This is a genomic window from Streptomyces sp. NPDC031210, assembly GCF_055570395.1.
In genome coordinates this window covers 1-14,593 of record NZ_JBVIHH010000017.1, presented here as the reverse complement: position 1 = coordinate 14,593, position 14,593 = coordinate 1, and the positions used below count along the sequence as shown (strand labels likewise).

The following is a 14,593-nucleotide window of genomic DNA, read 5'->3' as shown; positions in this document are numbered from 1 at the left end:
ACCCCCCCCCCCCCCCCCCCCCCCCCCTCCTCCCCCCCCCCCCCCCCCCCCCCCCCCCCCCCCCCCCCCCCCCCCCCACGCCTTGAAGCACGAGCATGCCCCGTGGCCCCGTCCGGCCGCGGGGCGCTCGGCGCTCTCACCCGCGCGGGCTAGTCCGCCGTTACCACTCCCAACGCGCCTGAGACATGGCGGAATTGAGAGCAACCGCCCGCATGGGTGACGCGTCAATATCGAGTGAGTACCGCTGCTGCGAAATCCCTGCGGAATCGCTCCCGTAGGGCAACACTGTGACCGACCGATGAAACGGGGGAGCGGCCATGACCACCTCATCGAGCCGCAAGACGACGTTCACCACACCGCAGCGAAAGACAACATCCATGTGTCAGCACCAGCCACCATGCCCGTCAGCGGAATCCACCGACCGGGAGGCCGCGCATCCCGTGGCACACCACCCGGAGCAGGGTTGGAGCCTGCTGTGCAACGGCGTCCTCCTCTTCGAGGACACCGGTGAGCTCCTGCCGAACGGGCAGGTCATCGCCCCGCACCGCCCGCTCGGCGGCGCCCGGGTCGTGACCGCCGCCTGATCCGCGCACGCGAGAAGCGCACCAGAAGGACAACAGGGCCCCCGGCGGCATGCCGAGGGCCCTTGATGTGAGGCGGCGCGTCAGCCGTCGTAGTCCTCCATCGGGGGGCAGGAGCAGACGAGGTTACGGTCGCCGTAGGCACCGTCGATCCGGCGTACGGGCGGCCAGTACTTCTCCGCCGCCACCACGCCGGCCGGGAAGACGGCCTCCTGGCGGGTGTAGGCGTGCTCCCAGTCGCCGGCCAGCGCGTTCGCGGTGTGCGGGGCGTTGCGCAGCGGGTTGTCGTCCTTGTCCCACTCCCCCGTGCCGACCTTCTCGATCTCCGCACGGATGGCGATCATCGCGTCGCAGAAACGGTCCAGCTCGTCGAGGTCCTCGCTCTCGGTCGGCTCGATCATCAGCGTGCCGGCCACCGGGAAGGACATCGTCGGCGCGTGGAAGCCGTAGTCGATGAGGCGCTTGGCCACATCGTCGATGCTCACACCGGTCGCCTTCGTCAGCGGCCGGACGTCGATGATGCACTCGTGGGCGACCAGCCCGCCCGGGCCGGTGTAGAGCACCGGGTAGTGCGGCTCCAGCCGCTTGGCGATGTAGTTGGCGCTCAGGACCGCGACCTGGGTGGCGCGCTTGAGGCCCTCGCCGCCCATCAGGCGGACGTACGCCCAGGAGATCGGCAGGATGCCGGCCGAGCCCCAGGGCGCCGCGGAAATCGGTCCCACGCCCGTCTCCGGGCCCGCGGAGGGCTGCAGCGGGTGGTTGGGGAGGTAGGGCGCCAGGTGGGCGCGGACGCCGACCGGGCCGACGCCGGGACCGCCGCCGCCGTGCGGGATGCAGAACGTCTTGTGCAGGTTCAGGTGCGAGACGTCGCCGCCGAACTTGCCCGGCTCGGCGAGGCCGACCAGCGCGTTGAGGTTGGCGCCGTCGACGTAGACCTGGCCGCCGACGTCGTGCACCGCGGCGCAGATCTGGGTGATGTGCTCCTCGAACACGCCGTGCGTCGAGGGGTAGGTGACCATGAGCACGGCGAGCTGGTCGCGGTACTGCTCGATCTTGGCGTGCAGGTCGTCGGCGTCGACCTCGCCGTCCTCACCGGTCTTGACGACGACGACCTTCATGCCGGCCATGACGGCGCTGGCGGCGTTGGTGCCGTGCGCCGAGGACGGGATCAGGCAGACGGTGCGCTGCTCGTCGCCGTTGGCGCGGTGGTAGGCCCGCACGGCCAGCAGACCGGCGAGCTCGCCCTGCGAGCCGGCGTTCGGCTGGAGGGAGACCTTGTCGTAGCCGGTGACGGTGGCCAGCCGCTCCTCCAGCTCCTGGATGAGCGTGAGGTAGCCCTGTGCCTGGCCGGCCGGCGCGAACGGATGGAGCTGGCCGAATTCCGGCCAGGTGACCGGCTCCATCTCGGTGGTGGCGTTGAGCTTCATCGTGCAGGAGCCCAGCGGGATCATGCCGCGGTCCAGCGCGTAGTCCTTGTCCGCGAGGGTGCGCAGGTAGCGCAGCATCGCGGTCTCGGAGCGGTGCTGGTGGAAGACCGGGTGGGCGAGGTAGTCGTCGGTGCGCAGCAGCGCGGACGGCAGGGCCTCGGCCGCGGCCGCGTCGAGCTGCTCGATGTCGCCCTGGACGCCGAAGGCGCCCCAGACACCGGCGAGCTGTCCGCGCCCGGTGGTCTCGTCGCAGGCGATGCCGATCAGGTCGGCGTCGACCTGGCGGAGGTTGACACCAGCCTCACGGGCGGCGGCGACGACCTCGGCGGCCCGGCCGGGGACCCGTGCGGTCAGCGTGTCGAAGTACGCGTCGTGCACGATCTCCACACCGCCGGCGCGCAGCCCCTCGGCGAGGACGGTGGCGTAGCGGTGGGTGCGCCGGGCGATGGCCGCCAGACCGTCGGGGCCGTGGTAAACGGCGTACATTCCGGCCATGACGGCGAGCAGCACCTGCGCGGTGCAGATGTTGCTGGTGGCCTTCTCGCGGCGGATGTGCTGCTCGCGGGTCTGCAGGGCGAGGCGGTATGCCTTGTTGCCGTCGGCGTCGACGGAGACGCCCACCAGGCGGCCCGGCAGGCTGCGGGCGAACTTCTCGCGTACGGCCATGAAGCCGGCGTGCGGTCCGCCGAAGCCCATCGGGACACCGAAGCGCTGCGTGGTGCCGACGGCGATGTCCGCGCCCAGCTCCCCGGGCGAGGTCAGCAGCGTCAGGGCGAGCAGGTCGGCGGCGACGGTGACCACCGCGCCCAGCTCCTGCGCCCGCGCTATCACGGCGCGCGGGTCGCGGACCGCGCCCGAGGCGCCCGGGTACTGGAGCAGGACGCCGAAGACGCCGCGCTCGGCGATCTCGGCGGGAATGCCGTCGCTCAGGTCGGCGACGACGACCTCGACGCCGGTCGGCTCGGCGCGGGTCTGGAGCACGGCGATGGTCTGCGGCAGGCAGTCGGCGTCGACCAGGAAGACGCCCTGCTTGACCTTGCCGACGCGGCGGGAGAGGGACATGGCCTCGGCCGCCGCGGTGCCCTCGTCCAGCAGGGACGCGCCGGAGGTGGGCAGCCCGGTCAGGTCGGCGACCATCGTCTGGAAGTTCAGCAGCGCCTCCAGGCGGCCCTGCGAGATCTCCGGCTGGTAGGGCGTGTACGCCGTGTACCAGGACGGGTTCTCCATCACGTTGCGCAGGATCACCGGCGGGGTGAACGTGCCGTAGTAGCCGAGGCCGATCATGGAAGACAGGACCTGGTTGCGGTCCGCCAGGCTGCGCAGCTCCTCCAGGACCTCGGCCTCGGAACGGCCCTGCGGCAGCCCCAGCGCCTCGGCGCTCTTGATCACGTCGGGTACGGCCGTGGCGGTGAGTTCGTCCAGCGAGCCGAAACCGACGTGCGCGAGCATCTTCGCCTGCGCCTCGTGGTCGGGACCGATGTGCCGGTACTCGAAGGGGGTACCGCGCTCGAGCTCGGTCAACGAGATGCGATTGGTGGTCATCTGCGGGGGCCTCCTGGTCAATACGACCTACGAGGGGCACCACGGCGCTGGTGCCCGGACGGCCTCCCCCTCTGTCATCTCAACCTGAGAGCTTCACCGGACCGCCGCTGCGGCCCGGCTTTCACCGTCGGTGAGGAAGGGTTCCGGTGCTGTGCTGTCCGTGGCCCGCCCTGCTTTCCAGAGTGACCTCGTCCATGCGGTACGTGTGCCTGAGAGATTCCGGGGAGGATTTGCTCCTTCGGCGCCCCCGTCGCGAACGACAAAGGACTCTCCCGCATGGGGTCTGCAGCCATTCGCCAGCCTACCAGCGTGCCACCTGGGGGATCCTTCGAGTGGCCGGGGCATGAAATGTGCCGTTTGGTAGTTGTCACAGGGCAGTTGCGACCAACGTGGAGGGGCCGTGCAAAGTGACATCGATCCCCGGAGCCTGATCGGCCGCAAAGCGTTCGACCGGCACGGCCAGAAGATCGGCACGATCGACGAGGTCTACCTCGATGACGCGACCGGAGAACCGGAGTGGGCCGCCGTCCGTACGGGCCTGTTCGGCAGGGACGCGTTCGTGCCGCTGGAGCCGAGCGAGATGGTCGGCGACGTGCTGCACATCCCCTACGACCGCAAGCTGATCAAGGACGCCCCGGACTTCGGTGTCGGCCGGCACCTCTCCCCCGAGCAGGAGCTCCAGCTCTACCACCACTACCGGCTCGATATCTCCTCACCGGACTCGGTGTCCTCGGCCGGCGACAGGGACTTCGGCCGGGTCGCCGGCGCGGAGGACTGACTTCCCGGCTCGCCGCCCACCAGCGGCAAGGGCTCCCCCGGCCGCAGCTCCGGGTCGTCGACGGCAAAGGTCCGCACCCTTCCCGGTGCGGACCACGGTGTCTCGAAGCGCACGGTCACTCTTCCCACCCCACTGCCCTGCACCCACCCCGCGCCGTACTCGGCGTGCACCACGTCCAGCCCCGGATACCAGCGCCGCGGCAGCGGCTCCTCGGGCTCCCCGCCGCCCGTCACGTCCACCGCCGGCTCGGCCACCGCGTTCGCCGTCTCCTGCGCCTCCCGCTCCGTCGCGAGCTGGGCGAACAGGTCCTCCTGGGTGTAGTCGGCGAGCCCGCTCACCCCCACGCCCAGCAGCCGGACCCCGCCCGTCGTGTCGACCGTCTCCAGCAGCCGGGTCGCCGCCTCCCGGACGACGGAGGGATCGTCGGTGGGCCCGCGCAGGGTCTCGGAGCGGGTCAGCGTCGAGAAGTCGTAGTTCCGCACCTTGATCACCACCGTGCGTCCGGAGCGCCCGGCCGCCCGCAGCCGCTCCACGCAGCGGTCGGCGAGCCGCAGGACCTCCGCGCGCACCCGCGTCCGGTCGGTCACGTCGACCTCGAAGGTGTCCTCGACGGAGACGGACTTCGCGTCGCGATCGGCCACCACCGGACGGTCGTCCTTGCCCAGCGCCATGGCATAGAGCCCGGCGCCGTGGGATTTGCCCAGCAGCCGCACCAGCTCGGCCTCCCCGGCCTCGGCGGTCTCGGCGACGGTGTGGATGCCGGCCCGCCGCAGCGCCTCGGCGGTCGCCGGGCCCACGCCGGGCAGCGTCCGGACCGGCATCGGCCCCAGGAGCTCCCGCTCGGTGCCCGGCTCGATCACCACCAGGCCGTCCGGCTTCGCCGCCTCCGACGCGATCTTCGCCAGCATCTTGGCCCCGGCGAGCCCCACGGACCCGGTCAGACCGGTGGCGTCATGGATGTCCCGGCGCAGCCGCTCGCCCACGGCCCGCACGACCGACGTCCGGGCCACGACGCCACCCGCTTCCAGATCCACGAACGCCTCGTCCAGGCTCAGCGGCTCCACCAGCGGCGACAGCGCCTGGAGCAGCTCCATGACCGTGTCACTCACCTGGCGGTAGAGGGTGAAGCGCGGACTGAGATAGGCCGCGTTGGGGCACAGCCGGCGCGCCTGGGCGGTGGGCATGGCGGACCGGACACCGAAGACCCGGGCCTCGTAGGAGGCGGTGGAGACGACGCCGCGCGGCCCGATCCCGCCGACGACCACGGGCTTCCCGCGCAGGCTCGGCTTGGCCGCCTGCTCGGCGGCCGCGAAGAACGCATCCATGTCCAGATGCAGGATCGTCGGCGCACGTCTCACATGTCTGATGCTGCCCTACGCCACTGACAATCGGCCCCCGGCCGGGCCCGGACCGGCGCCCGCGCGCTCAGACCGCCCGGTTGCGCCGCCGCGCCAGCTCGTCGTGCGGGTTCTTCCCGATCAGCGTCTCGCCGGTGTCCACCCGCTCGCCGTGCAACTGGGACAGCGCGCCTTCCACATCGCGCCACACCACTCCGACGGCGATGCCGAAGACACCCTGGCCACCCTGGAGCAGGTCGACGACCTGGTCGGGCGAGGTGCACTCGTAGACCGTGGCGCCATCGCTCATCAGCGTCATCCGCGTCAGATCGGCCAGGCCGCGCTCGCGCAGGTGCTGGACGGCGGTACGGATGTTCTGCAACGACACCCCGGTGTCCAGCAGCCGCTTGACGATCTTCAGGACGACGACGTCGCGGAAGCTGTAGAGCCGCTGCGTGCCGGAACCGTAGGCCGGCCGGACGCTCGGCTCCACCAGGCCCGTACGCGCCCAGTAGTCGAGCTGCCGGTAGGTGATGCCCGCCGCCGCGCACGCGGTGGGGCCGCGGTAGCCGATGGTCTGCGCCTCGCGGTCTCCCGACACCGCCGCGGCCTGTGCCGGTGCACGGTTCGCCGCCGCGCCCGAGTGGAGCGGCAACGCCCCTTCCGCCGCCATACCGTCGCCGGTGATTGCCACGCCGCCCTCCGTCCTCCACGTCCCGGACGGGACCTGCCATATCGACGGTATGCAGTCACCCGGGGTGCGTCAACGATCGCCGCGCTCGCCACGCCGAGTGATAATCACCCTACGAGTGGTTTCTCGTGTCCCGAGACGGGGAAGGCTGAAAGGTTTGGCCTGAATTAGCCGCCGGGCGGCCGAAGTCACTGGCTGTTGGTGCCGAAGTCCTCGGGCGAGATCTGGTCGAGGAACTCGCGGAACTTCTCCACCTCGTCCTCCTGCTCGTCCGGGATGGCGATCCCCGCGTCGTCCAGCACACCGTCCGTACCGAAGATCGGCGTACCGGTGCGCAGCGCCAGCGCTATCGCGTCGGACGGCCGTGCGCTGACCTCCACGCCGCTGGCGAAGACCAGTTCGGCATAGAACACCCCCTCGCGCAGGTCCGTGATGCGGACCTGCGTCAGCTCCTGGCCCACCGCGTCCAGCACGTCCTTGAAAAGGTCGTGCGTCAGCGGCCTGGCAGGGACCATGCCCTGCTGGGCGAAGGCAATGGCGGTCGCCTCCCCTGGCCCGATCCAAATGGGCAAGTAGCGATCGCCTCCCACCTCCCGCAGGAGCACGATCGGTTGGCTGGAAGGCATTTCCACCCGGACACCCACGACGTCGAGCTCGTTCACATAGCAACCCTAGGACGTGCCCGGCCGGTTTGGGTAGTCGGGCACTCGTTTGCTCACTGCAGGCGAACCCGCAGGGCGGTCTGGACCAGCGCCGCGTGGAGCCGTACGGACAGTGTCGCCAGCTCTCGCGCGGTGGCCTCGGCATGCGCCCTGGTCTGCGGATTACGGTGCCGACGAAGGGGTGCGACGACCTGTTCGACCAGGCCGGCCTCGCGTTCGGCGGCCGCTTTCACGGCCCGCAGATGGCGCGGTTCGAGACCGAAGCGCCCCAGATCGGCCACAAGCCTGGCCACGGTGACGGCCTCGACGTCGTAGGTGCCCTCCGCGTCGGGGACGATAAGGCCGTACGACTCCCAGTCCGCGAGCGCCGCCTCCTCCACCTCGGCGGCGGCCAGCAGCTCGGCCCGCCCGATCCGGACGGCCGTCGGCCGCTCCCCGTCCGGGTCGTGGACACCTTCCACCAGGTCACGGGAGGGCGTGGCGGGGGCGGGCAGCCGCACCGGCTCGCCGCGCTCCAGGGCGTCCAAATGCTCCTTGATGACCTTCAGCGGCAGATAGTGGTCCCGCTGCATGCGCAGGACGCCGGCCAGCCGCTCGACGTCCGCCGCGGTGAATTTGCGGTACCCGGAAGGCGTGCGCTTCGGTTCGACCAGTCCCTCGGCCTCCAGGAAGCGGATCTTGGAGATGGTGACCTCGGGAAATTCCTCGCGCAGCAAGGTGAGCACCGTGCCGATGCTCACCGGCTTGCTGTCCGAGGCGGCGGTGCCGGCCGAGCCGGCACCGCCTGTCGGTGTATGGCGCATATGCCTTCCCTGGCCGGTCAGATACCGGCGCCTCGCTGGCTCGCGTAGAAGACCAGGCGGTACTTGCCGATCTGCACCTCGTCGCCGTTGGCGAGGGCGACGGAGTCGATCCGCTCACGGTTGACGTAGGTGCCGTTCAGACTGCCCACGTCGGCAACCGTGAAGCCGCCGTCCTGGCCGCGACGGAACTCCACATGGCGGCGCGAGACCGTCACGTCGTCGAGGAAGATGTCGCTCTGCGGATGCCGCCCCGCCGTCGTCAGCTCGCCGTCCAGCAGGAAACGACTGCCGGAGTTCGGGCCCCGGCGGACGACCAGCAGCGCCGAACCCGGAGGAAGGGCGTCGACGGCCGCCTGGGCCTCGGGGGACAGCGACGGCGTCAGGGTCTGGCCCGTCGCCTCCGCGTCATAGGCCTCGAGTCCCGAGATGGAGATCGTCGAGGTCGTCTCGGACGCGCGCTCGGGCTGGGCGCCCGGACGCAGCGGCGCACCGCAGTTGGAGCAGAACCGGCTCGCCTCGGCGTTCCGGTGCCCGCACCTCGTACATACCGGCAAAGACCCTCCACCCGTGCGTGCGGCCGATGGTTCCTGGGAACCTATGCGGCCTGCCCCGGAGGGGTCAACGGAACCCGCGCCGTGCCCCCCGGACGGACCGCCGACCTCGTCACGGAACAGCGGGCGCTCCTCGCCGGCGGCGCCCTCATCGGACTGGCGCTGGGCGCGGTGCCGCGCCGGCCCGCCCTCCTGGCGTGCGCTCTTGCCGAACAGCTTTCCAAACAACTTCACGGGCGATTCCCCTTGAACGAAACAGACCCGCCCGTGGGGCAGGACGAACCCTCGATGCACACACCGGCCGATCCGGACATCCTGTGAACGTCCGTGGCCTTCAGACAGTTTCCATCACACACCACGTACACGGTGCGTCGACCCCCCGTTACCTCATGCCCTCCCCGGGCCATCGCCATAGGTGACCGCCTCACTGCGATGACGACCGAGAGTAGTCAGGCCGCTTCGCCTCTCGCAAGGCGCTCACAATGATCTTCTCCTCACGGGTCACAGCCACCTTGGCCTGCTCCTTTTCCAGCGTCTGCACCACCCCGCCAGGGATGTTCAGCGCCGGTTCCAGGTCAGCGGGCCTGCCGATGACCTTGAAACGGTAAGGCTGTGTGACCCGCTTGCCGTCGATCTCCACGCCACCCCGGACATCCGAGAGATAGGTGTTCGCGACGACACGTACCTGATTGACCTGAATGGCCTCGGCTCCGGCCGCCCGCAGCTCCTGGATGGTGTCCAGCAGTTTGTCCGCCTCGACGGAGTGCGTGGGATCGTCGATGACCAGGTTGATGCCGGGCCCCTGCGCCGCGACGGTCCCGGCCAGCACACCCAACTGCTGTTCCTTCTCCACGGTCTGCTTACGGGCCTCCTCGGCCTGGTCCGAGCTGTTCTCCAGCTCGGTCTTCTGCCCTTCCAGGCGCCGCTGTTCGTCCGTCAACCGCTGGGAGCGGTTGTCCAGCTCGTCCAGGATCCGCACCAGGTCCTCCTGGCGCGCGCCCCGCAGCGCACTGCTGTCACTGGTGGAACGTACCTGAATCGCCAGCCCGAGACCGAGAATGAACAGCAGGAGAGCGACGATCAGTTGAGCCCGGGTCAGGCGCGGCGGCCACAGGCTCGCCAAAAGCCGCTGCCGACCGGTCTCCGGACGCTCCCCGGTCCCCACTTCCGCGGCCGGCTCCGGGGCGGCGGCACCGGCCGTGTCGTCCCCGGCCGACGGCGTGCCTTCCGGTCGTACGCCCTTCGCGTCGTCTCCCGCCGGCGGCCGCTCGGGCACGCCCGGGCTCGCGGGAGGCATCGGCTGCCGATCGGTCGGCCGACGGTCCGGCCGCGGTTCCGGCCGCGGTTCCGGCCCGTTCTCCGGCTCGCTCCCGGGATCGTTCTTCGCCGGCTCGTTCTTCGCCGGTTCGTGCTTGTCCGCTTCGCGCTTGTCCGGTTCGTTCTTCTCCGGCCCGGGTGTCTCGTTCGTCGACATCCGCCTCACGCCCTGAAGACGTGCCGGCGGATCGCGGCGGCGTTGGAGAAGATCCGGATACCCAGCACGACGACCACGCCTGTGGAGAGTTGGGCGCCGACGCCCAACTTGTCGCCCAGGAAGACGATCAGCGCGGCGACGACGACGTTCGACAGGAAGGAGACCACGAAGACCTTGTCGTCGAAGATGCCGTCCAGCATCGCGCGCAGACCACCGAAGACGGCGTCCAGCGCCGCGACGACAGCGATCGGCAAGTAGGGCTCGACCACCGTCGGCACCACGGGTCGGACCACAAGTCCGACCACGACTCCCACGATGAGGCCCAGTACGGCGATCACGATGTGCCCTTCCCTGTGTCGGCGCCGTCCGATTTCGCGGCGCCGGCCTGCGGCTTTGCTGTACGAACGATCAAACTTGGCGCGGGCGGCAGCCTGACCTCGCTCTCGGCGGAAATCCTGGTGCGTACGCCGTAGTTCTCCTGCAACACGTGCAGGTACTGGCCGTCCGCGCTGTCCTGGAACGCGGTGCTGAGCCGCTGCCCGTCCCCCACCGCCAGCACCGTATAAGGCGGTACCAGTGGCTTGTTGTCGACCAGTATGGCGTCTCCCGCGGCTCTGATCGCCGAGAGTGACGTAAGCCGCTGCCCATTGACGGAGATGGCCTCGGCACCGGACTCCCACAAGCCGTTGACGACGCGTTGCATATCTCGGTCACGTACCCGGCCGGTGTCCGAGAAACCACTGCTCTCGCGCGGTCCGCCGCCGCTGGACTCCGCCTCCTTCGCGTCGTCCACGACGAGTTTCACACCCGGCCCGGTGACCTCCGTCGAACCGGCCAGCAGCGCCAGGAGATCGGCCTTGGCGCCGCCGTGCTCCTTCAGCGCCTGGCTCTGCATCCTGCTGACGGAATCCCGCAGCGCGTCCACCCGCCGCTGCACCTTGTCCGCCTCTGCGGTGCCCTTCTGGATGCGGTTGATCAGCTCTTCGCGTTCCTTGGCCAGCGTGGGGGCCGCTATCCGCGCCTGGGCCGCGCCCACGGTCACCACGACCGCCGCGAGCACCAGGCCCGCCGCCAGGCCCAACTTCGCCCGCAACGTGCGGGGCAGACCACGTACACCTGCTGCGGACTTCCGCGCGGCGGCCTCGGCGTATCCGTCGTCAAGGCTGTGATCCATCACGTTGGTCAGCAGCGACATGGACGCATCGGGCCGCGCAGCCGGCTTCTTGGTGGGGCTCCGATCGGGGCGCTGCTGCGACATGCCGCACATCGTCGCACGTCGGCGGTGCGCACTCCCAATGGCCCCACCGGCGTGCCCGATCGCGGCACGCCGGTGGGGACAAGATCACCGACCCGCGCTGTCCACCACGGCGGCCCACTCGTCGAGCAGTTGCTGGGCGGATGCGTCGTCCGGGCCCTCCGCCCACAGGTGCGTGACCGCCTCGGCCGGGTCGGGCAGCACCAGCACCCAGCGGCCGTCGGCCTCCACGACCCGCACACCGTCAGTGGTGTCCACGTCCCGGTCGCCGGCCGCCTCGACCACGTGCCGCATGACCAGGCCCTTGACCGCCCACGGCGTCGCCAGGTCCCGCCGCAGCACATGTGCCCGCGGGATCCGCGCGTCGATCTGGCTCAGGGTGAGCTGGGTACGCGCCACCAGGCCGATCAGCCGGACGAACGCGGCGGCACCGTCGAAGACGCTGCTGAACTCCGGGATGATGAAGCCGCCCAGACCGTCCCCGCCGAAGACCGTGCCGTCCGCGCGCCCCACCCGGGTCAGGTCGTCGGGCGAGGTGGTCGTCCACTCCACCTGCGTTCCGTGGTACGCCGCCACCTGCTCGGCGATGCGGGTGGTGGTCACCGGCAGCGCCACGCGTCCGCTGCGGCGTTCGGCCGCCACCAGGTCCAGCATCACCAGCAGCGCCCGGTCGTCCTCGATGATGCGGCCGCGCTCGTCCACCAGCGACAGCCGTTCACCTACGGGGTCGAAGCGCACGCCGAAGGCCGCCCGCGCGGAGGCCACGATCTCACCGAGCCGGACCAGGCCGGAGCGCCGCGCGTCGGCGGTCTCGGTCGGCCGGGACTCGTCGAGACCGGGGTTGATCGTCAGCGCGTCCACGCCGAGCCGGCCCAGGAGGCTGGGCAGGACCAGGCCGGCGCTGCCGTTGGAGGCGTCCACGACGACCTTCAGGCCGGCCTCACTGATACCGGTGGTATCCACGGCCCGCAGCAGCGAGCCCGTATAGGAGTCGAAGACGCTGGCGGGGAAGCGCAGATCACCGATCTCGCCGGGGAAGGCGCGCCGGTATTCCTGGCGGGCGTAGACCCGGTCGAGTTTGCGCTGCCCGGCCTGGGAGAGGTCAGCGCCCCGCTCGTCGATGAACATGATGTCGACGGAGTCCGGCACGCCGGGCGTCGTACGGACCATGATCCCGCCGGCGCTGCCGCGGGCGGTCTGCTGCCGGGCGACCGGCAGCGGGACGTTCTCCAGGTCGCGTACGTCGATGGCGCTGGCCTGGAGGGCGGAGATCACCGCGCGTTTGAGCGCCCGCGCGCCCCTGGAGTGGTCACGCGCGGTGGTGACCGTCGAGCCCTTCTTGAGCGTGGTGGCGTACGCGCCGGCGAGCCGGACGGCGAGTTCCGGGGTGATCTCGACATTGAGGATGCCGGAGACGCCCCGCGCACCGAAGAGATGCGCCTGGCCCCTGGACTCCCAGATCACCGAGGTGTTGACGAACGCGCCCGCTTCGATGGTCTTGAAGGGGTAGACCCGCACATTTCCCTGGACGATCGATTCCTCGCCGATGAGGCATTCGTCGCCGATGACGGCGCCGTCCTCGATCCGGGCGGCCCGCATGATGTCGGTGTTCTTGCCGATGACACAGCCGCGGAGATTGCTGTGCTGCCCGATGTAGACATTGTCGTGCACCACGGCCTTGTGCAGGAAGGCGCCGCTCTTCACGACCACGTTGGAACCGACGACGGTGTGCTCGCGGATCTCCACGTCCGCTTCCACCTTGGCGTAGTCACCGATGTACAGCGGCCCGCGCAGTACGGCGTCCGGGTGGACCTCGGCGCCTTCGGCGACCCATACGCCCGGCGAGATCTCGAAGCCGTCGATATCGACATCGACTTTTCCTTCGAGCACGTCGGCCTGGGCCTTCACATAACTCTCGTGCGTGCCGACGTCCTCCCAGTAGCCCTCGGCGACATAGCCGTAGATCGGCTTGCCTTCCTTCATGAGCTGCGGGAACACATCGCCGGACCAGTCAACCGGAACGTCCGGATCGAAATAGTCGAAGACTTCCGGCTCCATCACGTAGATGCCGGTGTTGACGGTGTCCGAGAAGACCTGACCCCAGGTGGGCTTTTCCAGGAACCGCTCGACCTTGCCCGCTTCGTCGACGATGGTGATGCCGAACTCCAGGGGATTGGGAACCCTCGTCAGACAAACGGTGACGAGGGCGCCCTTTTCCTTGTGGAAGCGAATCAGGTCGGTGAGGTCGAAGTCGGTGAGAGCATCACCGGAGATGACCAGGAAGGCATCGTCCCGGAGGGCTTCCTCGGCGTTTTTCACGCTGCCTGCGGTGCCCAGGGGCTTTTCCTCATTGGCGTACGTGAGCTCCATGCCGAGCTCTTCCCCGTCGCCGAAATAGTTGCGAACGAGCGAGGCGAGGAATTGTACGGTCACAACGGTCTCAGTGAGACCATGCCGTTTCAGCAGCCTCAGCACGTGCTCCATGATGGGCCTATTGGCCACCGGCAGCAGCGGCTTGGGCATGCTGGACGTCATGGGGCGAAGTCGCGTGCCTTCGCCGCCGGCCATCACAACGGCCTTCATGTCGGAAGCGTCCTCCTCTAAAGAGACGACGGGCTTGCCGACTTCACTTGCCAAGACCAACCACTGTACGCACCCAGGGGCTACGGGCCTTGGCGCGATCCGCCATCAGGCGAGCTCAGTCGGCTGTGGTGTCCGCCCGGATGAGTCGGCGGACCTGGACCACGTAGAGGATCCCTGCCCACCAATAGAGCGCCGTACCCCATCCGGCGAACGCCCATCCGAAAATAGCAGCGAGTGTGTGAAGCCAGCCACTCCCCTCACTCAGCAGAAGCAGGGGGAAGGCATACATCAAGTTGAACGTAGCCGCTTTGCCCAGGAAGTTCACCTGGGGAGGACCGTATCCGTGGCGTCCGAGAAATCCGACGGCGATCAGCAGCATCAGTTCCCGCGCCAGCAAGGCCGCGGTGAGCCAAAGCGGAAGGATCTCGCGCCAGGTGAGGCCGACGAGAGTGGAGAGGATGTAGAGGCGGTCGGCGGCCGGGTCGAGGATCCGGCCCAGACGGCTCACCTGGTTCCAGCGCCGGGCGAGCTTGCCGTCCAGGTAGTCACTGACCCCGCTCAGAGCGAGGACCAGCAGTGCCCAGAGGTTGGTGTCGGGGCCGCCGAATTTCGGCCACAGGATCAGCCACAGGAACACGGGCACGCCGACGAGGCGCGCCATGCTCAGGATATTGGGGATGGTGAGGACGCGATCCGTCTGGACCCGCGTCTCCTGGACCTCCACGCGGGGGCCTCCTGTGGGAAATGTGCCAATGATGCCCCCTGACCTTACCTGGCCGGCCGGCGACCCGGTGCCGCGGGTCCCGGGAACGCGAAAAGCCCCGCGGGAACCGAAGTTCCCACGGGGCTTTCACAAAAATTGTTCGGCGGCGTCCTACTCTCCCACAGGGTCCCCCCTGCAGTACCATC

General features: G+C 69.6%; 13 protein-coding genes and 1 riboswitch. Of the genes, 2 read left to right on the top strand and 11 right to left on the bottom strand.

Going from position 1 to position 14,593, the window contains the following annotated elements:
* Nucleotides 1-377: 377 nt before the first annotated feature.
* Nucleotides 378-584 carry a DUF5999 family protein gene (locus ACZ45Z_RS27115; protein WP_468367531.1) on the top strand — a complete coding sequence of 69 codons (207 nt, stop codon included), beginning with the start codon at nucleotides 378-380 and terminating at the stop codon, nucleotides 582-584.
* Between the two features lie 80 nt (nucleotides 585-664).
* Here the strand turns inward: ACZ45Z_RS27115 and gcvP are convergent, their stop codons facing one another.
* Nucleotides 665-3,550: an aminomethyl-transferring glycine dehydrogenase gene (gcvP, locus tag ACZ45Z_RS27110; protein ID WP_468367528.1), complete on the bottom strand. Its 2,886-nt coding sequence runs from the start codon at nucleotides 3,548-3,550 to the stop codon at nucleotides 665-667.
* A 187-nt stretch (nucleotides 3,551-3,737) separates the two neighbouring features.
* Nucleotides 3,738-3,835, bottom strand: a riboswitch (glycine riboswitch).
* Between the two features lie 115 nt (nucleotides 3,836-3,950).
* On the opposite strand from gcvP, the gene ACZ45Z_RS27105 reads away from it, so the two are divergent.
* Complete coding sequence (locus tag ACZ45Z_RS27105) at nucleotides 3,951-4,328, top strand: PRC-barrel domain-containing protein (RefSeq protein ID WP_468367526.1); 378 nt, start codon at nucleotides 3,951-3,953, stop codon at nucleotides 4,326-4,328.
* Here the strand turns inward: ACZ45Z_RS27105 and ACZ45Z_RS27100 are convergent.
* From ACZ45Z_RS27100 to ACZ45Z_RS27055, 10 genes are all read right to left on the bottom strand, one after another.
* Complete coding sequence (locus ACZ45Z_RS27100; protein ID WP_468367523.1) at nucleotides 4,244-5,686, bottom strand: DNA polymerase IV; 1,443 nt, start codon at nucleotides 5,684-5,686, stop codon at nucleotides 4,244-4,246. The two genes, ACZ45Z_RS27105 and ACZ45Z_RS27100, sit on opposite strands and share 85 nt — an antisense overlap.
* Nucleotides 5,687-5,753: 67 nt before the next feature.
* Nucleotides 5,754-6,359, bottom strand: a complete 606-nt coding sequence (locus ACZ45Z_RS27095) for a MerR family transcriptional regulator (RefSeq protein ID WP_468367521.1) — start codon at nucleotides 6,357-6,359, stop codon at nucleotides 5,754-5,756.
* Nucleotides 6,360-6,544: 185 nt separating this feature from the next.
* Complete coding sequence (locus tag ACZ45Z_RS27090; RefSeq protein WP_468367519.1) at nucleotides 6,545-7,018, bottom strand: bifunctional nuclease family protein; 474 nt, start codon at nucleotides 7,016-7,018, stop codon at nucleotides 6,545-6,547.
* A 53-nt stretch (nucleotides 7,019-7,071) separates the two neighbouring features.
* Nucleotides 7,072-7,821 carry a transcriptional regulator FtsR gene (ftsR, locus tag ACZ45Z_RS27085; RefSeq protein ID WP_468367516.1) on the bottom strand — a complete coding sequence of 250 codons (750 nt, stop codon included), beginning with the start codon at nucleotides 7,819-7,821 and terminating at the stop codon, nucleotides 7,072-7,074.
* Between the two features lie 17 nt (nucleotides 7,822-7,838).
* On the bottom strand, nucleotides 7,839-8,666 hold the full coding sequence (locus ACZ45Z_RS27080; RefSeq protein WP_468367513.1) for an FHA domain-containing protein: 828 nt from the start codon (nucleotides 8,664-8,666) through the stop codon (nucleotides 7,839-7,841).
* Between the two features lie 130 nt (nucleotides 8,667-8,796).
* Complete coding sequence (locus ACZ45Z_RS27075) at nucleotides 8,797-9,846, bottom strand: DUF881 domain-containing protein (RefSeq protein WP_468367510.1); 1,050 nt, start codon at nucleotides 9,844-9,846, stop codon at nucleotides 8,797-8,799.
* 5 nt (nucleotides 9,847-9,851) lie between these two features.
* Complete coding sequence (locus ACZ45Z_RS27070; RefSeq protein ID WP_003984969.1) at nucleotides 9,852-10,184, bottom strand: small basic family protein; 333 nt, start codon at nucleotides 10,182-10,184, stop codon at nucleotides 9,852-9,854.
* The gene (locus ACZ45Z_RS27065) at nucleotides 10,181-11,113 is read right to left on the bottom strand and encodes a DUF881 domain-containing protein (RefSeq protein WP_468367507.1); all 933 of its coding nucleotides are present in this window, start codon (nucleotides 11,111-11,113) and stop codon (nucleotides 10,181-10,183) included. The genes ACZ45Z_RS27070 and ACZ45Z_RS27065 overlap by 4 nt, the downstream gene beginning before the upstream one ends.
* A 75-nt stretch (nucleotides 11,114-11,188) precedes the next feature.
* Complete coding sequence (locus tag ACZ45Z_RS27060; protein ID WP_468367505.1) at nucleotides 11,189-13,684, bottom strand: sugar phosphate nucleotidyltransferase; 2,496 nt, start codon at nucleotides 13,682-13,684, stop codon at nucleotides 11,189-11,191.
* Nucleotides 13,685-13,799: 115 nt separating this feature from the next.
* The gene (locus ACZ45Z_RS27055; protein WP_468367502.1) at nucleotides 13,800-14,408 is read right to left on the bottom strand and encodes a CDP-alcohol phosphatidyltransferase family protein; all 609 of its coding nucleotides are present in this window, start codon (nucleotides 14,406-14,408) and stop codon (nucleotides 13,800-13,802) included.
* Nucleotides 14,409-14,593 lie beyond the last annotated feature (185 nt).